Origin of the sequence: Ornatilinea apprima (genome assembly GCF_001306115.1) — a bacterium.
GTDB lineage: Bacteria > Chloroflexota > Anaerolineae > Anaerolineales > Anaerolineaceae > Ornatilinea > Ornatilinea apprima.
The window spans coordinates 47,293-67,956 of record NZ_LGCL01000036.1; the positions used below are offsets into that span (position 1 = coordinate 47,293).

Sequence of the window (20,664 nt, forward strand, 5' to 3'; positions counted from 1 at the left end):
AGGAGACCAACCAAATCTAACCTTTGACAGACCCTGCCATCAGGCCGCGCACAAAGTAACGCTGCAAGGAGAAGAATACAACCAGGGGCAGGATCATTGAAACGAACGCGCCGGCGGTGAGCACGTGCCAATCCTGGCCGCGCGAACCCACCATATCCGCCAGGCGCATGGTCATCACTTGTACGGCTGGCTTGCTGCCGATGAAGACCAGGGAGACCAAATAGTCATTCCACACCCAGATGAACTGGAAGATAGCAAAGGAAGCCAATGCCGGAACCGAAAGCGGCAAAACCAGTCTCTGGAAAATGGTGAAATGCGATGCGCCATCAATGAAGGCTGATTCGAAAATGTCTCTGGGGATGGTGCTGATGTAGTTGTAAAGCAGATAGGTGGCCAGGGGCAAACCAAAACCGGTGTGTGCCAGCCAGACGGCGAGGAAAGTGCCGTTCAGGTCCAGCTTTACATAGTCGCGCAGGATCGGGATGAGGGCCAACTGCAGCGGCACAACCAGCAGCGCAACCACGATGATAAAGAAGAATTTGCGGCCAGGGAAGCGCATCCACGCGAAACCATATGCCGCAAAGGCGGCGATCAGGATGGGAATGACTGTGGACGGCACAGTTACCACAATGGTGTTGATGAAAGCTTGAGAGAGATCATCACCTTTTTCAGTTTTTGTGCTGCCATCGGGCGCAACATATTGATACTCTTTTCCGGACAATACGTTTTGGTAATTGTCAAGGGTGAAGTTGGTGTTTGCTGCCCATACTCTATCCTGGACGCTCACAATCCTCTGGCGGCGATTCTCCCATATCAGTTTCTGGCCGTTTGGGGTGACATACCCGTCGCGAAGCTGCCGGTCAGTCACTGTTGCGCCAGCTACTTGAATAGGCTGCTCAAGATCGACCTCTTTTGGCAGACTGACGGATTCTACCGTCTTAAATTCGCGGTGCGGGAAGATTGTCCACCAACCTGAATTGACGATGTCTTCACGGGTGCGGATCGAGGAAACCAAAAGACCGATGGTGGGTACTGTCCAGACCAGGCATATGAGCAAAAGGGTGAAGTTGACAAAAAACTTTGACCAGAATTTTCGTTTCGACTGGCTCATTTGAACACCTCCCGCTTGCCAAACTGGCTGAGGTTATAAATCATGATCGGGATGACCGCAATGAGCAAGACAATTGAAATTGCCGAGCCGTAACCAAAGTTGCGGTTCGAGAAGAACTGCCGGTAAAACTGCGTGGCAATCACCTCTGTGCCGTATTGTCCGCCTGTCATCACCAACACAACGTCAAAGATTTTCAGGGAGAAAATGACGATGGTGGTCGTTACGGTGATAATGGTGCCCTGGATCTGGGGGATGATGATTTTGAAAAAGATTTGAAATTCGTTGGCACCATCCACGCGCGCGGCTTCGAGCAACTCTTCCGGAACGCCTTTGATGGCAGATGAGAAGATGACCATCGCGTAGCCTGTCTGAAGCCAGACCATGATCACGATCAGGAAGAAATTGTTCCAGGGCTGCAACAGGGTAGTCCAGGCTTGAGGCTCACCACCAAAGAGGGTAACAATGGCATTGAGCAAACCAGTTTGAACCATGTTTGCCGGGCGGTAATAGTAAATGAAGCGCCAAATAACACCCGCGCCAACAAAGGAAATGGCCATTGGCAGGAAAATGAGCGATTTTGCGATGGATTCAAAAGAACTGCGGTCGGCCAGAACAGCGATTAACAAGCCGAAAATGACGCTAAGCGAGGTGCCGATAACCAGCCAGTACAGATTATTGCGGAATGATTCGAGCATCGCACGTTCGGTAAAGGCGGCCACATAATTTTGCAACCCCACAAAAACAGTAGAGTTGTTGTTGAACAGGCTGAGATAAAATGTTCGCAGGGTTGGCAGGAATAAGAACCAGGTGAGGATAGCAACAGCGGGGCCAACAAAAACGAACGGTGAAAGACGACGGGTCCAAACGTCAGGCAGCTGCTCAATTAACCAGTTCGAGACAATGTAGAGGATGGCAACGCCACCCACACCCCAAATGATGGCGACCAGTGCGGTAACGATTTGCGGCGCATTACTATCTCGCAAGAAGAGAAAGCCCTGCCAGAGACCAATAAAAGTTAATATGGGTACGAAAATGGAGATGAGAATCCGCCCCAGGCTGGATGCCAACCAGTCAATTGGGGAAGAGATGCTCTCTCTGTTACCAATTCCTTTCGTAGACATGTGGTCTCCTGTTCTTAATTATTTGATTCTGATTGCTAACTTTGAAAAGAGAAGCAGGATAACAACCTGCATGGCTACCCTGCTTCTCAACGTACAGACTTATCTTAAGGAGAGAATTCTCCTCTGATTGGGTTGGTTATTTCGGCCAGGCCGCGTCAATTTCTGCCAGGGCGGTGTCGAGGTCAACGGTGCCGCTTACCCAGTCGGTCATGCCTTTCCAGAATGAGCCAGCGCCAACTTCACCGGGCATCAGGTCTGAGGCATCGAAGCGCAGGCTGGTGGCGTTGAGGATGATCTCGGCCACGCCGCGGTCTACGTCGTTCGAGTACCAGTCCAGGCTTGAGTCGAGGTGGGGCGAAATCGCGCCGCCCGAGCGAACCCAAGACTCAACCGAAGCGCCAGTGGTGAAGAACTCCATGACAGCGCGAACTTCGGGGCGGTCATTGAACATGGCCATGATGTCGCCCGCTACGAGCACAGGCTTGCCATAGGCTTCGTCGATGGGAGGCAGGTAGAAGAAGCCGTAGTCAACACCGGCTTCGACGCCAGCCGGGAAGAAGCTGGTGATGAAGTTACCCTGTTTGTGGAAGTAGCACTTAGCCGGGTCTTCGAACATGGGGGCCGGGGCGTCACCGAAGAAGGTGGTGACGATGGAAGCGCGACCGCCGTAGACATATTCGTCGTTCAGCCAGATCTCACCCACTTTTTCAGCAGCAGCCTTGACTTCGGGGGACGAGAATTTCAATTCGCCAGATACCCACTTGTCATAGTTTTCGAGGGAGGTGGTGCGCAGCATAACTTCTTCCATCCAGTCAGTCGCCGGCCAACCGGTGGCGGTACCGGATTCGATACCGATACACCACGGGGTGTCGCCGTCAGCAACGATCTGGTCGGAGAGGGCTAACATTTCGTCCCAGGTCTGGGGGATTTCATAGCCAGCGACCTCGAAGTCATCTTTGGGATACCACACCAGGCTTTTACCGTTCACGCGCTGCCAAACACCGGCCATGATTTCGCCATCAGGGGATTCCATCATTGCCATATCCAACCAGGACTGGTTGTAGTTGGCCTGCAGTTTTTCCATATCCAGGAACTGGCTTACATCAACGACTTTACCATCGCGAACGAAGTTGGCCAGAAGGCCAGGCTGCGGGAAGTCGGCAATATCAGGAGCGTCGCCGCCATCCACACGAATGGAGATGGTGGTTTCGAACTCTTTCGAGCCTTCGTACTGAATATCGATGCCGGTTTTCTCTTCGAAGTCGGCAACGGCGGCGTTGAATTTCACGGCGTCTTCATCGGTGAAGGGGCCGGCCATTGTAACAACGGTGCCAGAGTATTCACCAGCAAACGCAGCTTCCAAGAAGGAAGCGGGCTCTTCAACCACGGGTTCAGCCGTAGGGGCTTCAGCGGGTTGTTCGGGAGCTTTGGTCGGTTCAGCCGGAGCCTGGGTAGGCTCTACTGGGGCTTCAGTTTCAACGGGTCCGGGCGCGCAAGCGGCCAGAACCATTGCGGCCACAACCAACACGGCAATTAATTGCCAGACTGATTTTTTCATTTTCTCCTCCGAGATTTGTTTTCCAACACTTTGCCAGATTTGATACTTCTTGAATTCGACTTGCTAGAACAACGATTTTAGTTTCTTTGTATCCGATAACCACCTCCTTTCAAAGAAATTGTGATCAAGCGGTTTCCCGCTCAATTAGCGTCAGCGGTAAGCGTATGTGCTGCGCGGGCCGGTCGGGATTTTGGATGCGATTGATGAGTAATTCAGCCGCGATGCGACCGGATTCATCCAACGGTTGGTGAATGGTCGTCAGCCCAAAATATTCAGCCAAGTCCAGGTCGTCGAATCCAATGACTGCAAGGTCTTGGGGGACGCGCAGGTTCAATTCTTTGGCTGCGCGCAATACACCAATGGCTTGAAGGTCGGTTGCCGCAAAGATAGCTGCTGGGGGATTTGGCTGCATGAGGACTTTCTTGGCCAGCACTCGAGTTGCTTCAATATCATGGCTGGCGTAGTGGATGCTGTGCGCATCCAGAGTAATGCCGCTTTCCGAAAGGCGATTCATGAAGCCAAGCAAGCGGCTCGAAATGGGATTAATACCGTATTCTACTGTGTCCGCAGTGCCAATGAAGGCAATATTAGTATACCCCTTTTGCAGCAAATAGTTGGCGGCCATTCTTCCACCTGATTGATCATCAATCTCCAGGCAGTTGAGAGAATACATGGGGTATTCGATTAATACTACTTCGATATTGTGTTTACTCAAGCGTTCCGCTTGTTCGGCGGTTAATTGGAGAGAAATTAGGATAAGGCCATCCAGATTGCGGGTGAGGGGGATCGTCTCGAGGTAGCTGTTCAAATTTGTGATGGAGTCGACAGAAAAGACGACCAATTCGTATTGAGAACTGGAAAGCACCGAAGCCACGCCACGAAGTCGCTGAACAAAGGATGGCTCAGTAAAGAAAGGTGTGATGACCCCAATTCGCCCCAAATTTTTTAAGGCCCGCGCTCGGGCTTCTGCTTTGGGAATAAAACCCAACTCCGAAATGGTGTCAATCACCGCGACACGGGTCTCGGCATTGACCTTGTTCGGACTATTCAGGACGCGCGATACGGTAGAAATGCTCACTCCGGCTTTTTTCGCGACGTCATAGATCGTTGGGCGGCTACCTGACATTCTCTATCATTTCTGAATAACTAATTAGGAAAAATTGATGTTGCTTTTATGAAAGCACTTTCATGATACATTAAACCAATCTTAAAGTCAATAGTTAACGGGAGATTATTAAGAATTAAATAAGCGGTCTCCTGGGTATCAGGGGACCGCTGGACTATTACCATTGTTGGTTAGGTTATGACAATTTGAGCCAGAAATAACCCAATGGAGGAATTTGCAATTGAAGCTGTTGGTCTGATAGGGCGCTCTTCTTTTGCGTGAAGAGGTTTTCAAAGGCGGTTATGTGGGCATCAAGAGGTAAGGTTACTGGCTGCTCTGCAGTTGAAAGGTTGATAAGGATGAGAATGGTTTGCTGTTGATCGGAGCGGTAAAACGCCACTAGAGCAGGATTATTAACGTTTGCCCAGCGAAAATCTCCCTGGCTCAGGGTGGGGTTGGCTTTTCGGACCGCAATCATTTTTTTGATGCGATTGAGAATTGAATCTGGCTTCTCCAATTGGTCGGCCAAGTTAACCTGTTGGTATCCATATACCGGATCGGAAATGACTGGCAGATAAAGGGCAGACGGATCTGCAGTGGAGAATCCGGCGTTTTTGCCGGCGTTCCATTGCATGGGGGTGCGCACGCCGTTGCGATCGAAAAGCCAGATGTTATCTCCCATGCCGATTTCATCGCCATAATATATGATGGGCGAACCGGGCAGAGAGAAAAGCAGGGCATTGGCAAGTTCAATTTTGGCCTGATTGTTGTCAAGTAAAGGGGCCATGCGGCGGCGAATGCCCAGGTTAAGGCGCATGCGCGGTTCCGGGGCGTATTCCTGCCACATCCACTGGCGCTCTTCATCAGTAACCATTTCAAGGGTTAATTCATCATGGTTGCGTAGGAAGGTGCACCATTGGCAATTTTCAGGGATGGAAGGGGTTCGGTCAAGGATCCAGCGCAGGTCACTGCTGTCTTGTTTGCGCATAGCCATGTATATTCTCGGCATAACCGGGAAATGGAAGCCCATTTGGAAAATATCGCCGTCACCGAAATAGCGTCTCACATCATCAGGCCACTGGTTGGCTTCGCAAAGCAAGATTCTACCTGGGTAGTTTTGGTCAACGAATGCGCGCAGTTCTTTTAGATACTCCAGCGTTTCGGGCAGGTTTTCGCAGTTGGTACCTTCGCGCTCAAACAAGTAGGGCACCGCGTCCGCCCTAAATCCATCGACGCCCATCTCCAGCCAAAAGCTGAGGATTTTTAAGATTTCAGCCCGCAGACCAGGGTCGTCGTAGTTCAGGTCGGGTTGAGAGGCGTAGAAGCGGTGCCAATAGTACAATTTTGCTTCGTCATCCCAGCTCCAGTTGGAGGGTTCGGTGTCCAGGAAGATGATTCGCGCGTCCTGATATTTCTTGTCGGTGTCGCTCCACACATAGTAGTTGCGATACGGCGAATTGGGATCTTTTCGAGCGGCCTGGAACCAGGGATGCTGGTCGGAGGTGTGGTTCAGCACCAGGTCGGTGATCACGCGCATTCCTTTGCTGTGGGCGGCATGCAAGAATTCCTTGAAGTCCTCAAGGGTGCCAAAGTTGGGGTGAACATTGTAGTAGTCAGAGATATCGTAGCCGTCATCTTTCAAAGGAGAAGGGTAGAAGGGCAGCAGCCAGATACAATCCACCCCCAAGTCCTTTAGATAATCCAGCTTTTGGATGGCGCCCTGAAAATCACCGTGTCCATCATGATTGCCGTCAAAAAAAGCTTTCAGGTTCAGCTCATAAAAAACTGCATCTTTGTACCATAGATTCGAAGGAGTCATTGTCATTCCAATCCGAAATAAGGGGATATTGTTTGTTACTACGAATCATACCAAAAAACGCCGAAGCTGATAACCAGTTCGGCTTTTTGTATAGTTGATCATGCGGTAAATTACATCTTTGGGGTCATATCTCTGCTAACGGTGGGCTGAAGACGAGCGGCTTTGCGATTTTTTCGGCGGTTGAGCATGGTGCGAATTTTCTTCTGCCGTTCGCGGGATAGTGGATACTTCCAGGCGAACAGAATGGCAAATAGAAGCAAGATAATGATTACCGGCCCGGTAATGAAGCGAATAGCGTTAACCGCCTGGGCAGGCTGTAAAAATGTGGTTGTGTTGGCCGGGGGGGATTGGTAACCAAACCACCCCAGTGCCTGCAGAGCAATAAAGGTGGCAATCGCACTGCTCAATTTACGAATAAAATTGATGGCCCCATAATACATGCCTTCGTGCCGTTTGTTTGTGCGCAGTTCGTCCCAATCGATTACATCGGGGAAAATGGCTTCGGGCATGATGTGGGCCGTGGAAACGCTGAGGCCTGCCAGGGCTGCCAGCACGATGATTAGTTGAATTTGGCCGGCTTGAATGGAAAAGACAAACAATTGCACCACAATCCAGAAAGCCATACCAATGATGTAGGCGGATCGTTTGCTAAAACGATGCGCCAGCCTGTTCCAGATGGGAATGGAAAGGGTTGCAACCAGCAGCAGCACACCAAAGACAACCGACTCCAGCGCGATGGACGCGCCGAAAAAGTCGACTTTTGCCAGTAAATTTCCTTGCGCAACGATGTAGAGCAAGAAGAATGGCAGCATTAGCCCTTCGATATCGAAAGCGATCCAATTCAGCACATATATACCCGTGGCGAATTTGAATGGGGTGTTTTGCCAGAGCAGCTTTAAGGTGCCGCGAAAGGTATAAGTCTCCGTTTGGATGTTTTCTGAAGGCTGCTTTTCTTTCACAATAAAGAAGATAACTAGATAGGGCAAAATGGCCGCGCCGCCAAAAATGGCCGCGATGGTCATGTAAGCCTGCTGCTGGCTCAGGCCAGCGTGCAAAGCTCCGTCCATGATGGATGGGGCAGCAACCGCTGTTACCAGCGACGCAACGAGGTTGAAGAACATGCGCATACTGGTTAGCGAGGTACGTCCGTCGTAGGTGGGTGCCAGTTCTGGTGTGAGTGCCAGGTAGGGAACAGTAATCAGGGTTTGAATGGTATCGCTGACCATGTAGGCCAGGGTTACATGGATCATCAGCATTGCCTGGGTTTGCCAGGGTGGGGCCCACCAAAGCAAAAGAAAAGCCAGCGCAAATGGGACGGCAAAAACCAGCAGGAATGGACGCCGGCGGCCCCAGCGCGTGCGGACATTATCACTGACCGCGCCAATGATCGGATCGTTGATGGCATCCCAGATGATGCTGATCAACGCGGCAAAAGAAGCCAGACGCGGGTCGAGCCCAACAACGTCGGTAAGGAAGATGGCGTAGAAAAATTGGCGCAGGGTGTTAAAACTGGCCCGTCCCCAGTCGCCAGTGCCATAGATGACGCGCTGGAAGAGAGGTAGCTTTTCAAGGGGGGCTTCTGTAAGGGTTGTCGTGGAGGAGTCTGCCTGCATGGAATCCGCCTTATTCTGCGAGTTGGAGGGTGTAGCTGCGGTGGGTTTTATTCCAAATCACACCCATCCGTTCCATGTCTGATTTGCTCAAAAAATTGCGCTCATCTACTTGAACAATCTCAGCTCGGTCGAAACGGTTGGCGGAGCGGATGGTGCGGTCTAATTCGGCATATAAGAGCGCATTCGCGCCCAGCCCCTGGAATTCAGGCAGGATACCAAGTCCGTTAATGTTGAGCCGGCGCGTGCGTTTTTGTTCCATAAGCACGTCGGCCCAACCGAAGGGAAACAACTTGCCTTTGATTCTTTTGAGGGCTTGCGATACGTCTGGATAAGTTAGAATGAAGCCGGCGATTTGATCGCCTTTCATAATGAGCTTAACCAGGTCGGGGGTCATCACCTGCAGCATAGTCTTGGCCATAAAGGTAAACTCTGCCGGGGTGGAAGGATAATAATTCGCTTTGGTGCGGAAAGCCTGTTCGTGAACGCTATCCAGCTCGGGTATCCATTTTCTCATCTCCGCAAGCGACGAAAAGCCCTTGACCCAGAAATTACCACGTTGCTTTACTTTTTCGGCTACTTCAAAGAGTTTATCGGGAAGGACCATTGATGTATCGAGGTAACCCGAAAAATAGTCCGTTTCTTTGGTGAATCCATACTTTTCAAAGAGCGCGTTGTAATACTGCGGATTGTAGGGGATGCCCATTGCGGGGTCGTCTTCAAACCCTTGTTGCAGCAAGCCGTGCCCGGCGGATCGCAGCATACCTTTGGGCCCCAGGATGCCGGTGAGGTTTCGCTGACGCGCCCAAACGGCAGCGGCATCGAATAACTTCTGGCTGACCTGGGGGTCATCAACACATTCAAAATAATAAACAAAGGCAATCTGTTTCTGGTGATGCTGGCAGTAGTTTTGGTTGTAAATGACCTGAATGCGACCCAAAACCTGGCCTTCGCTCTCGACAACAAAAAAATCGGCTTCTGAATGCCGATAGAACGGGTGCTCACTTCTGTTCATAGCAGCGTGCAGCTCAGAATCCAGGGGAGGGACCCAATGGGGAGTATCCTTGTAGATTTGGTAGGGGAAGTGAATAAACGCCTGACGGTCCTGCGATGAGGCGGTATTGATTTTTCGAAAGTTCATTTTCCACCTGCAAGTAGATTCTTAAAAAAAGCGCAGCGAATTTGATTCGATGCGCTTTGTGAAAAAGCTGGAAGAAGCTCCTTAAACCGGTTCGCCAACGGTGTGCAGCAAGGCCAGGTTGGGCGGGCGCATGGCTCCCACCGGCAGGCCGGTGATGATGACGGCCTGGTCGCATGGTTTGACGATCTTATTCGATACCAAAATGGCATCAACCTGGGTGACCATTGTCTCAACAGTGTATGTATAGGGAACTAAAAATGGCGTAATGCCCCAATACATACTCATGCGTTGATAGGTCTCCATCACGGGTGTCAGCGCGACAACTGGTACGTGGGGGCGCGTTTTTGATATCAGCATGGCACTGTGACCGGTGAGGGTGAAAACGGCAATGCAAGCGACATTGCGATCTCTGGCGAGTTCATTGGCTGCTCGGGTGGTCGCGATAGCGTCTGAATCGGTCGGCTCTTCATACCAGGCAGGAATCTGACCCCATTGGCTGAAGTTTTCTTCGGCGGTCTCAATGATGCTGGTCATCATTTCCACGCTGCGGATAGGAAAGCTTCCCATAGCGGTTTCACCCGACAGCATGACCGCATCGGTTCCATCAAATATCGCGTTGGCGACATCTGATGCTTCGGCGCGAGTGGGACGCGGATTCTGAATCATGGATTCGAGCATTTGGGTGGCGGTGATCACCAGGCGATTATGTTTATTGGCCTCAGTGATGATTTTTTTCTGCATGACTGGGACAATCGCCGGTGAGGTTTCGACTGCCAGGTCGCCACGGGCAACCATTACCCCGTCTGCGACTCGCAAAATTTCTGACAAATTCTGGATGGCTTCGGGCCGTTCAAGTTTGGCGATGATGGGCGTGTCGGCGCGCTGGGGGTCAAATTCTTGCATAGCTTTCCGGACGGTCTCAATATCTTTCGCTGTGCGCACGAATGACATCGCAATTGCATCCACGCCTTGCGAAAGACCAAATTGAAGGTCTTCGCGGTCTTTTTCGGTGAATGCGGGAATGTTGAGATTGACACCAGGGAAGTTGACCCCTTTGTGGGAGGTGAGTTTGCCACCCTGAACAACGCTGGCTTCAATAAATCCATCACCGACTTCAACAACTTCCAATTCCTGGTACCCATCGTTGAGCATGATGTGGTCACCCGCCTTGAGTTGATTTTTTAGGTCGGGGACGTCAAGCGGAATGAAGTGGGTGATGTCTGGGGGTAACTCCGAAACCTGGGTATCTTCGGTGGACGCCAGGTACACTTTCTGATGAGGCTCCAGCAGTAGACCTTCTTTTGGAAGGTCTCCTACGCGTAATTTTGGGCCTTGCAGGTCTTGCAAAATGGAAACGGGTTTTTCCAAACGGTTGGAAAGACTGCGAATCGTGGCGATTCTCTTCTGATGTTCAGCGTGATCGCCGTGCGAAAAATTCAATCTCGCTACATCCATGCCGGCTCTTATCATTGCCATAATGGTGGCGGGATCTTCGCTGGCGGGCCCAATTGTGGCCACGATTTTGGTCCTTTTCCCAGTTTTCATTTGCTTGTGATCCTTTTCTTTTGAATCCGATCAGGGCATTTGCAGCACATCCAGGATTTTTCCAATCGCCCAATCCACCGTGGGTCGGTCAATAATCAGCGGGGGCGCGATGCGAATAACATTTTCGTGAGTTTCTTTGGCCAGTAAGCCTTCTTGTTTGAGCACTTCGCAGAAGCGCCGGGCTCCTCTGGCTTCGGGCTTTAATTCGATGCCAATCAACAACCCTTTGCCGCGAATCTCTTTGACATGATCGGAGGTGGTCTTGTTCAGTTCCGACACAATATAATTACCCATTGTTTCGGCATTCTGGATCAGATTCTCTTCAACGATGACTTTCAATGATTCGCGGGCAATCGCAGCAGCCAGGGGGCTGCCGCCAAACGTGGATCCGTGCTCACCGGGACGCAGCAGGCCGATGGTATCTTGATCTCCGATCACAGCCGAGACGGGGTAAAACCCGCCGGACAGGGCTTTGCCAAGAATAACCATGTCGGGGCAAATGGATTCGTGATCGCAGGCGAATAATCTGCCTGTGCGACCAAGCCCGGTTTGGATTTCGTCCGCAATCATCAGAACGCGATTGCGTTTGCAAATTTCACGTACCTTGGCAAGATACCCGGCAGGAGGAATGATAACGCCGGCTTCTCCTTGAATCGGTTCGATGAGAACTGCCGCGGTATGCGGCGTGATGGCCTGTTCCAAAGCTTCGGGATTGCCGTACTCTACAGCGATGAAACCGGGTGTGAATGGGCCAAAATCGGATTTATAGAGTTCTTCGGTGGAAAAAGATATGACCGAGATTGTGCGGCCGTGAAAGTTGTTCCCGGCGACAATGATTTCTGCCTGGTACTTTGGGATTTGTTTGACCGCGTAAGCCCACTTGCGGGCGATTTTTAAGGCGGTTTCAACAGCTTCGGCGCCACTGTTCATCGGCAAGGCCATTTCGTAACCGGTCAGTTCGCTCAGCTCTTTATACAGTTGAGGAAGCTGAACATTGCGGAAAGCCCGGGACGTGAGAGTAAGCTGCCGGGCCTGATTCATCATGGCTTCTAAAATGCGAGGGTGAACGTGACCCTGGTTAAGGGCGGAATACGCGCTGAGGCAATCGAGATATCGATTGCCTTCAACATCGTAAACCCAAACCCCTTCTCCCCGCTCTAAGACTACATCAAGCGGATGATAATTATGCGCACCATACTTCTCTTCAAGCTCAATGTAATCAATCGAATTTATCATTTGGGGTTCCTATTAATCAATCTTCTCGTAGTAGATGGACAAGGATCGCCTTTTGAGCGTGCAGACGGTTGTGAGCCTGCGGGAACAGCGCTGAGTGAGGCCCGTCGGCTACTTCATCGGTAATTTCCTGGCCGCGGTGGGCGGGAAGGCAGTGCATCACAATCACGTCTGGTTTGGCTTCCGCGACGAGCGAGGCATTCACCTGGTAAGACGCGAATGCTTGTTCGCGCCTGGCAGTTTCTTCTTCCTGCCCCATGCTGGTCCAGGTATCGGTGTAGATGACATCCGCATCGGCAACCGCGGCATGAACGTCGCGCATGGAGCGAATTTTGCTGCCGCTTTGGGCGGCGAATTTTTGGCCGACTTCCAGGGCGTTGAGTGGGATGTCGAATCCCTCTGGGCCGGCAATGGTAAAGTTTGCACCAAGCATGGAGCAAACGTGCAGTAAGGAAACGGCCACGTTGTTGCCATCGCCAACAAAAGTAACATTTTTCCCTTTAAGGGTGCCTTTGTATTCCAGAATGGTCATGGCATCGGCCATGCCCTGGCAAGGGTGGTTATAGTCGCTCAGGCCATTGATCACTGGAATGCTGGACCATTTTGCCAATTCGACAACGTGTTGGTGGTCAAAAACGCGAGCCATGATGGCGCTCACATAACCAGACATCACACGGGCGATGTCAGCAATGGATTCGCGTTTGCCAAGACCGATCTCGTTGGGAGAAAGATAGAGAGCGTCGCCGCCTAAATGGCGCATAGCCATGTCAAAGCTGACACGCGTGCGCAAGCTGGGTTTTTGGAAAATCATCCCCAACACTTTGTTTTTAAGGATGGGCTGATTCCCGCCAGCTTTCCATTCTTCTTTTAGGCGAATTGCGAGGTCTAAAATGTCTTGAATCTCCTGAGGAGCATAATCAGAAATGGCAATAAAGTCTTTATTCATTTGGCCTCCAAACACGTATGTAGCAACAATTTTTATCCTCTTGGAAGTATATCATGAACGATTCAGGAATAAAAACTGATAAAAGTCAGGTGAATGCGTTATTTTTTGGATGCGTTTTTCACCATCAAATCCATGATTGGGTACATCCAGGCGCCAAGCAGATTGGAAAGGAAAAACATCAACTGGCTTTCAAAACCGGGGATAATCAGGGGCTTGTGTTTTTGAATTCCCCGAATGATGTTTTTAGCGACTTTTTCGGCGGACATGATACCGGCGCTGCTGGAGAGAGCCTCGGTGATTTTGGGTTTATATTGGTTTTCGTATTCCAACTGTGGGGTTTGGGTGTCGGGGGGGAAAACCGTTTGAACCTGGATATTGTGCAACTTCATCTCTGATCGCAAGGCGTCACTAAAACCGCGCACGGCGAATTTGGAGCCGGAGTAGGCGGTGTATCCATAAACGCCTAAAAAACCGGCAACCGATGAGATGTTAACAATTTTGCCTGATCTTCGCTGAATCATACCTGGGATCACCGTTTTGCAGACGTTCACCGTGCCCATATAATTAACATTCATCATCCAATCGAAAATCTCGTAGCTCAGGTTTTCGAAATGTCCTGGGTGTGCCACGCCGGCAGAATTAATGACCAGGTCAGGAACACCCATCGATTGCATACAGGCATTAAGCTTTTCTTGCAGAGCGGCACGGTCCACAATGTCAACGGATATGGTTCTTACCCACTGCTGCTCGGAAGCAAATTGCTGTTGGATGCGGGTGGCGGCCTGCGCCAGCATTTCTTCTCGGCGGGCCAGTATACAAAGATTGGCGCCCAGGCGGGCAAATTCTTCGGCTAAAGCCAGGCCAATTCCGCTGGAACCACCGGAAATCATGACGAATTGATGAGCGAACGATTTCATATTGAATTAGACCTTAATGACTGGAACAGGATTCGCACGAGTGGCAGCTGCAAGATGAACAGCCGCTGCTGGATACCGATTTGAGCCCCTCGCTATGGGCGCAAAATTTGGAAATCATTCTTTTACAGTCACTCGCTCCGCAGCGCGCACAGCGGATTGGCTGATCTGCTTTCGCGAAGGATCGCAGCGATTCAAAAGTTTCATGGCAATTTTGACACTGATATTCATAGATAGGCATTGGGAACTCCCTCATTGTTAATGTTCAGTCTGATTTTAGCGATGGGTTTCGGACTGGTCAATAATGAAAAACAAATAACTTTAAGAGTTTGTTAGCAAATGGTACCAATCTGGGTTTTTCATTTGATTCGACTTGCGAAAGGAGGAAGATTAGACTAATATGAGTATTGTGCTGATACCCGCAAGGGTTTGAAAGAACAATTTTTATCAGGAGGAAGAGAAAAAATGAAAGCTCGTGTCTATTCAATCATTGCTGTATTGATGCTGAGCGCTCTTGTTTTGGGCGCCTGCGCCGCCCCGACAGAAGCACCTGCGGCACCCACCGAAGTGCCTGCGGCGCCGACCGAGGTTCCGCCTACTGAGGTTCCCCCAACAGAAGTTCCCACCCCTGAACCGCCCGCGATCGGGACCGAAGAAAACCCGATCATTTGGGCTGTTGTGCCCTCCGGCGAGACGGAGCGGGTTGTCTCTGGTTTTGAAGAGCTGGCGAAACTTCTGAAAGAAGAAACCGGTCTGGTGATTGAGCCGTTGGTTGCCACCGAGTATGCCGGCGTGATTGAAGCTCTTTCCAGCGATCCGCCCAAGGCTCAGATGGCTTCGCTTGCGACCTTCGCGTACATTCTGGCCGCGGAACGCGGTGTGGCTGAAGCTGGCCTGGTAGCTTCTCGGTTTGGATCCCTGGTATATAATGGTCAGATTTATACCCGCGCCGATTCGGGTATTGAAACCATTGCTGACCTTGAAGGCAAGACCTTCTGCCGCCCTGACCCCTTGAGCACCAGCGGCTGGATTATTCCCAGCATTACATTAAAAGCAGCGGGCATTGATCCCGACACCGACCTGGCCCAAATTGTGGATGCCGGTTCGCATGATGCTGCGATTGCCGGTGTTTACAATGGCGACTGCGATGCCGGCTCCTCGTATGTGGATGCCCGCACCCGCATTGAAGCGGATTACCCGGACGTAATGGATGTGATCAAGGTTATCGAGATCTCGGTTGACATCCCGAACGATGGTGTTCAGTTCTCACCCAGCCTGCCTGCGGAGACTAAACAGGCGATCATTGATGGTTTGCTGGCAATTGCGGAAACTGAAGAGGGTAAAGCTGCGTTGGATACCGCTTACCAGTGGGGTGGTCTGGAAGCGAAAGACGACACCTTCTACGATCCATTCCGCCAGGTTTTGGATGCCGCTGGCGTCAACGTCGAAGACCTGCAATAACAAAAGGCATGATCTCAAGTAAGAATATGCTTACCTGAGGTCTAAAAGAGGAAGCCTAAGGGTCTGTTACCTTTAGGCTTCCTTATCATCCTGTTTATTGTTGCGATTTGTTTTTACCGATCACCCGGTAATCAAACTATTTTCTGGAGTATTGCCATGCTAGAAATACGCCATCTCACTAAAGTGTATGATGATGGAACTGTTGCTTTGAAGGATGTCAGTTTTACCGTTCAGGATGGTGAATTTTTGGTCATCATTGGTTTGAGCGGTTCTGGAAAATCTACCTTGCTGAGATGCATCAATCGCTTGATCAACCCTACAGAAGGTGAGATTCTTTGGGATGGTGTGGATGTGGCGAAGTTGGAAGGTGAAGAACTGCGCAAAGTTCGGCGGCGAATTGGGATGGTTTTCCAGCATTTCAATCTGGTCAAACGTTCTTCGGTGATGACCAATGTGCTGTCTGGCCGGTTGGGCTACGCAGCGACCAGCAGCAGCGTATTTGGACGGTTTTCGCCAGCAGACCGTGAGAAAGCCCGTCAGGCGCTTACACGGCTGGGGATTTTGGACCAGGCGCATAAGCGCGCAAGTGAATTAAGCGGCGGCCAGCAGCAGCGGGTTGGCATTGCGCGGGCGTTGATGCAAGATCCAAAAATGATCCTGGCTGATGAGCCCGTGGCCAGCCTGGACCCGGTGCTGGCACATTCGATTTTGCAGCATCTTGAAAATTTGAACAAAGTTGACAATATCACCGTTCTCTGCTCTTTGCATTACCTGGATTTGGTGCAGCGCTACGCGAGCAGGGTGATTGGTTTGCGGGCAGGTGAGATCGTCTATGAGGGCGATAAAGCAGATATCATGTCGATCACCGATGAGCAATTCAAAGAGATTTATGGCCAGGAGGCGGAGCGGATGGGCGCAGGCCTGGAGGGCAGCCTCAAGAAATCAGAAGGAGGCGTGGCATGAACCTCGAACAAAAAGTGAATCGCCCTGGTAAAAAGTCAGAAGAAATGAAGCCAAGCCTGGTACCGCCTTTTATTGCAGCGATTGTTTCTGCCGTTATTCCCGGTTTGGGGCAAATGCTGGCGGGCTTCTTCTCTAGAGGTTTGATCCTGCTGGCCAGTTTTGCCACGATGTTGGGGTTATTCTACTGGCGAATTGGGCTCGTTGCGAAGTATGACGAGGGTTTCTGGAATATTCTGAATAAAGCCATCAAACTTCAGCCCTTTATTGGGTTGGTGCTTGGCGGCATTGCGCTTTTGTACCTTTGGATCATTGTTGATGCCTTCCAAATGGCGCAGAGGCCCGCAAAGCAGCGCACGGGGTTATTCTTCTTTCTGATTGTGGTGTTTTTTGCGTTTGGTTGGCAAATTGGCCAGATTGACCTTGTTTCTTTCTTCACCAAAGCGGGAGATGCCGGACCGGCTCTGATGCGTGTTTTGTGGCCGTGGCAGCGGGCGATCAGCTATCCTGAAGAATTATCAGTGAGCTCGGCAAAAATTCTTTCTCCCTGCGGAGAAACTCCATATCCAGAAAACGTGTGGGAGGACAAGGATAGGCCATTTTTAAAGGTAAACCCCACTTGCGGTGTTCCCTCCGAGCAAGATGGAGAACCTGGCACTACACTCACGCTGACAGGCGAAGGATTTGCGCCAGGCGAAGAAGGGGAAGTGTGGTGGAGAGACCCGATTGGGAATGAATTCCGCCAGCGACAGGCGGGTGACTATGTTAAAGTGATGCCGGACGCGGACGGAAAATTCTCAGTAGAGATTATCTTTCCTTACCGGCTGTTACCTCGCGGGGCGGGGGAAAAAGCTCAGGAGTGGACGATTGAGGTCCGGCAGTTGGCTGCGGTGGGTGACCCTGAACCCAGCGTCGAATTAAAGCTGGCGATTGAGAAGATCATTGAGACGATCTTCATCGGCATGATGGCCACCCTGTTTGGCATTGTGTTGGCGCTGCCAATCAGTTTTTTGGCCGCGCGCAATTTGATGTCTGGCTCTCGTTTTTCGCTGGCGGTTTATTATATAACGCGCACCATTCTGAATATCATCCGCTCAATTGAGCCACTAATTTGGGCCATCATCGCGGTCATTGTTGTTGGGTTGGGGCCTTTCGCGGGCATTCTGGCGCTGACCCTGCACTCGCTGGCTTCATTGGCTAAGCTGTACTCGGAAGCAATCGAGTCGATTGATCATGGGCCGATTGAAGCAATTCAGGCGACTGGCGCGAACTGGTTGCAAACTATTATGTACGCTGTGGTGCCGCAAGTCATCCCGCCGTTTGTGTCATTCACCATTTACCGCTGGGATATTAACATCCGCATGTCCACCATCATCGGTTTTGTAGGCGGTGGTGGTATTGGCTTCCTGCTGGCCCAGTGGATTCGCCTGCTGGATTACAGCGCGGCGGGCATCGCGGTGTGGTTTATCGCTATCACTGTTGCAATTTTGGATTATGTTTCGGCTGAGATTCGCAACCGGTTTGTATAGAAACCAAGCTTGTTTGAAAATGAACGCCAGCCAACTTGGCTGGCGTTTATTCTAAATAGACGAAATGGAGTGCTTCTGATAAAATAGCATCTCTATTCAATCAGGTGAGGAACGAAATTGATTTCAGCTTTACTTGTCAGTGTCAGTTACATCGCGGCTCAAATGCTTGCCGATATTTCCAGCTTACAAATTGTGCGGGTTTTTGGCATGTCTCTGGACGCCGGAACCTTTATTTATCCGATCACCTTCACATTGCGCGACCTGGCGCATAAAGTGCTGGGCGTGAAAGGTGTGCGGGTGCTTATCATCGCCGCGGCAGTAATCAATCTATTTATGGCGTTTTATTTTTGGTTTGTCTCTCGACTCACACCTGATACGGCTGCCGGTTCCAGCGAAATCTGGGGGCAGGTTCTGGCGCCGGTCTGGAGAATCACTCTTGCAAGTATCGCTGCGGAAGTGGTTGCCGAGTTGATTGATACGGAAGCTTACCGAATTTGGGTGGAAAAAGTAACCCATAAATACCAGTGGATGCGGGTGTTGGTCTCCAACGCGGTCAGCGTGCCGGTTGACTCGGCGATGTTTTCCTTTCTGGCCTTCTTCGGGATGATGCCCCTGACGTCAGTTATTCAGATTTTCTGGGGGAATGTGATCATTAAAGGCGCGGTCACTTTTTTCAGCCTGCCGCTGATCTACAGCGTGCGCGATCAAAACGAAAAATGACAAGGTGGTTTGTATTTGAAAATGAAAAGGGCTGTGGTGAAAAAAACACAGCCTTTTTTTGATTCTCATAATCGGTTTTTGGGGGGTTAATCTTTGTGGCGGACGGAAATGATGGACGCGCCGTTGGCTTGCTTCACTTCGCGGACTTTGTAAATGTTCGGCAACGCCCGGATGAGCAGTGATAGTTGTTTGAATCCGTAGGTACGAGGGTCGAAACTGGGGTCTAACTGGCGCAGGTGCTGGCCCATTACCCCTAAAAATGCCCAGCCATCATCCTGCACGGCGAGGTCGAAGGCGCGGTTGAGGAGCGGCGTTGGGTCAGGTGTTTCGGGTTCAGCAGAACCATTGGTCTTCTGCCCCGTGGTCGGTTTGGTGTAGGTCTTGCCGGGTGTAAGATTTTCGGTAAAAACAAACACATTGCACGCATTCACAAAGGCTCGCGGGGTCGTTTTCTTACCAATGCCCATAACGAAGAAACCTTTTTCGCGAATACGCGTGGCCAGGCGGGTGTAGTCGCTGTCGCTGGAGACCAGGCAAAAGCCGTCTACCACGCCCTCATAAAGAATATCCATCGCGTCAATGATCATGGCGCTGTCTGTGGCATTTTTGCCAATGGTATAGCGGAACTGCTGGATGGGTTGGACGGCGTAGGTTTGCAATGTGTCTTTCCAGCCGCCCATGTTGGACGTGGTCCAATCCCCGTAGATGCGGCGGATGGTAAGGAGACCGTATTTACCTGTTTCTGCCAGCATGTTGCTGATGAGTGAAGGTTGGGCATTGTCACCGTCAATCAGAATCGCGATTCTGCGATCAGCGCCAGATTCATTTGAATCGGTCATAGCTATTTTGCTCCTGATAGTTAATTCTCTCCAGGCTCGCCCAGATGTGCGGCAGGATTTCTTCGCCAGCCTGGACGCCGCATTGGATTATCTCCGGCGCTCTGGAAAAGCCAAGGAATGGGGTGATCTCCGCGGGAATTTTCGGGCAGATCAATATATCTGGTGAGTTCATTTCAAGGTTCTTTTGCGTAATCGTGTGCAGCATCAGCATTTCTGCCCGATAAACTTCCAAGAAAAGTTCTGGAATAGGAACCGGAAAGTCGTGTGATTTGGGCAGATCGTTCCAATGCTGGTCGATGTGAGGATTGACTTGTACATCCACAGCGATGGTGATGGCTGGATTGAAGGGTATTAACAAACTAACCGGAACGTTATTTAAAACCCCCCCGTCTACCAACTGCCTGCTCCCCATATTAACCGGCTGGAAAATGCCGGGAACCGCGATGGAGGCCATGATTGCCGGGACTAGTGGGCCTTGGGTGAATACGACTTCCTGGCCGGTACAGAGGTCGACCGCGTTGATCGCGAGTGGAAAAGCGAGCTCCTCAATTCGCAAGTTTTTGAAGAGGGATTCAAGGAAGGCTTTGACCTTTTTGCCCTCGAGCAGCCCGCGTCGGGGCGGGCTCCAGTCCACTAATTTTACCATCTCCCTGGTTTTTGTGAGCTTGATTGCCAGGTCCATCAGGTCTTGGGGCGAATGCCCGGCTGCCAATGCGCCAGCGATGATCGCGCCTATGCTGGCTCCGGACATCGCGGAAGGCGTTATTCCGTTCTTGAGCAGAATGTCCAGCAGCCCAATATGAGCCAACCCGCGCGCTCCACCTCCACCTAACGCAAGTCCGATTGTTGTATGCGACTTCATTTTTTTCCTTTTGATCCATTGTATTAGATGAAAGATTAGACTGTCAAGTCGGTGCTAAAAAACGTTACAGTCACAAAAATCCATAGAAGGGGTTGAAAAAAGAGAGAGTTCCAGTCAATATTGAAGTTGGCACAAACAACAAAGAAAGGAACTCTCGATGACAGACGAAGCTGTCCATATCAGTATAACC

18 protein-coding genes are annotated in these 20,664 nt (G+C 50.9%); 4 read left to right on the forward strand and 14 right to left on the reverse strand.

From position 1 onward, the window contains the following. Positions 1 to 16: 16 nt before the first annotated feature. The 12 genes from ADN00_RS15130 to ADN00_RS20590 all read right to left on the reverse strand — a co-directional run bounded on the left by ADN00_RS15130 (position 17) and on the right by ADN00_RS20590 (position 14,359). Entirely contained in the window at positions 17 to 1,111 is a 1,095-nt protein-coding gene (locus tag ADN00_RS15130) for a carbohydrate ABC transporter permease (RefSeq protein WP_075063843.1), read from the reverse strand. Continuing rightward, positions 1,108 to 2,232, reverse strand: a complete 1,125-nt coding sequence (locus ADN00_RS15135; protein ID WP_075063844.1) for a carbohydrate ABC transporter permease — start codon at positions 2,230 to 2,232, stop codon at positions 1,108 to 1,110. Before ADN00_RS15135 ends, ADN00_RS15130 begins: the two co-directional genes overlap by 4 nt. A gap of 136 nt (positions 2,233 to 2,368) precedes the next feature. Beyond that, positions 2,369 to 3,790, reverse strand: a complete 1,422-nt coding sequence (locus ADN00_RS15140; protein ID WP_075063845.1) for an ABC transporter substrate-binding protein — start codon at positions 3,788 to 3,790, stop codon at positions 2,369 to 2,371. Between the two features lie 124 nt (positions 3,791 to 3,914). Then, positions 3,915 to 4,916, reverse strand: a complete 1,002-nt coding sequence (locus ADN00_RS15145) for a LacI family DNA-binding transcriptional regulator (protein ID WP_075063846.1) — start codon at positions 4,914 to 4,916, stop codon at positions 3,915 to 3,917. 175 nt (positions 4,917 to 5,091) lie between these two features. Further along, complete coding sequence (gene treS, locus ADN00_RS15150; RefSeq protein ID WP_075063847.1) at positions 5,092 to 6,714, reverse strand: maltose alpha-D-glucosyltransferase; 1,623 nt, start codon at positions 6,712 to 6,714, stop codon at positions 5,092 to 5,094. Positions 6,715 to 6,824: 110 nt separating this feature from the next. Then, entirely contained in the window at positions 6,825 to 8,327 is a 1,503-nt protein-coding gene (locus tag ADN00_RS15155; protein WP_075063848.1) for an MFS transporter, read from the reverse strand. Positions 8,328 to 8,337: 10 nt separating this feature from the next. Continuing rightward, positions 8,338 to 9,465, reverse strand: a complete 1,128-nt coding sequence (locus tag ADN00_RS15160; RefSeq protein ID WP_075063849.1) for a hypothetical protein — start codon at positions 9,463 to 9,465, stop codon at positions 8,338 to 8,340. An 81-nt stretch (positions 9,466 to 9,546) separates the two neighbouring features. After that, complete coding sequence (gene pyk / locus ADN00_RS15165) at positions 9,547 to 11,010, reverse strand: pyruvate kinase (protein ID WP_075063850.1); 1,464 nt, start codon at positions 11,008 to 11,010, stop codon at positions 9,547 to 9,549. 30 nt (positions 11,011 to 11,040) lie between these two features. Continuing rightward, positions 11,041 to 12,246, reverse strand: a complete 1,206-nt coding sequence (rocD, locus tag ADN00_RS15170) for an ornithine--oxo-acid transaminase (protein WP_075063851.1) — start codon at positions 12,244 to 12,246, stop codon at positions 11,041 to 11,043. Positions 12,247 to 12,262: 16 nt separating this feature from the next. Beyond that, positions 12,263 to 13,189 (reverse strand): ornithine carbamoyltransferase, encoded by a 927-nt coding sequence (argF, locus tag ADN00_RS15175; protein WP_075063852.1) that lies wholly within the window; start codon positions 13,187 to 13,189, stop codon positions 12,263 to 12,265. Between the two features lie 98 nt (positions 13,190 to 13,287). Then, positions 13,288 to 14,106, reverse strand: coding sequence for an SDR family oxidoreductase (locus ADN00_RS15180; RefSeq protein WP_075063853.1), 819 nt, complete (start codon positions 14,104 to 14,106; stop codon positions 13,288 to 13,290). A gap of 13 nt (positions 14,107 to 14,119) precedes the next feature. Beyond that, on the reverse strand, positions 14,120 to 14,359 hold the full coding sequence (locus ADN00_RS20590; protein ID WP_407944722.1) for an FmdB family zinc ribbon protein: 240 nt from the start codon (positions 14,357 to 14,359) through the stop codon (positions 14,120 to 14,122). Between the two features lie 209 nt (positions 14,360 to 14,568). On the opposite strand from ADN00_RS20590, the gene ADN00_RS15190 reads away from it, so the two are divergent. The 4 genes from ADN00_RS15190 to ADN00_RS15205 all read left to right on the forward strand — a co-directional run bounded on the left by ADN00_RS15190 (position 14,569) and on the right by ADN00_RS15205 (position 18,773). After that, positions 14,569 to 15,564, forward strand: coding sequence for a phosphate/phosphite/phosphonate ABC transporter substrate-binding protein (locus ADN00_RS15190; protein WP_075063855.1), 996 nt, complete (start codon positions 14,569 to 14,571; stop codon positions 15,562 to 15,564). Positions 15,565 to 15,720: 156 nt separating this feature from the next. Beyond that, the gene (gene phnC, locus ADN00_RS15195; protein ID WP_075063856.1) at positions 15,721 to 16,527 is read left to right on the forward strand and encodes a phosphonate ABC transporter ATP-binding protein; all 807 of its coding nucleotides are present in this window, start codon (positions 15,721 to 15,723) and stop codon (positions 16,525 to 16,527) included. Continuing rightward, a complete protein-coding gene (phnE, locus tag ADN00_RS15200) occupies positions 16,524 to 18,053 on the forward strand; it encodes a phosphonate ABC transporter, permease protein PhnE (RefSeq protein ID WP_082390187.1) in 1,530 nt (509 codons plus the stop codon). The genes phnC and phnE overlap by 4 nt, the downstream gene beginning before the upstream one ends. Positions 18,054 to 18,170: 117 nt before the next feature. Next, complete coding sequence (locus ADN00_RS15205) at positions 18,171 to 18,773, forward strand: queuosine precursor transporter (RefSeq protein WP_075063857.1); 603 nt, start codon at positions 18,171 to 18,173, stop codon at positions 18,771 to 18,773. An 86-nt stretch (positions 18,774 to 18,859) separates the two neighbouring features. On the opposite strand, the gene ADN00_RS15210 is transcribed toward ADN00_RS15205, so the two are convergent. After that, positions 18,860 to 19,612: an NYN domain-containing protein gene (locus ADN00_RS15210; RefSeq protein WP_075063858.1), complete on the reverse strand. Its 753-nt coding sequence runs from the start codon at positions 19,610 to 19,612 to the stop codon at positions 18,860 to 18,862. Continuing rightward, entirely contained in the window at positions 19,596 to 20,474 is an 879-nt protein-coding gene (locus ADN00_RS15215) for a patatin-like phospholipase family protein (RefSeq protein ID WP_075063859.1), read from the reverse strand. The genes ADN00_RS15210 and ADN00_RS15215 overlap by 17 nt, the downstream gene beginning before the upstream one ends. Positions 20,475 to 20,664: the final 190 nt, after the last annotated feature.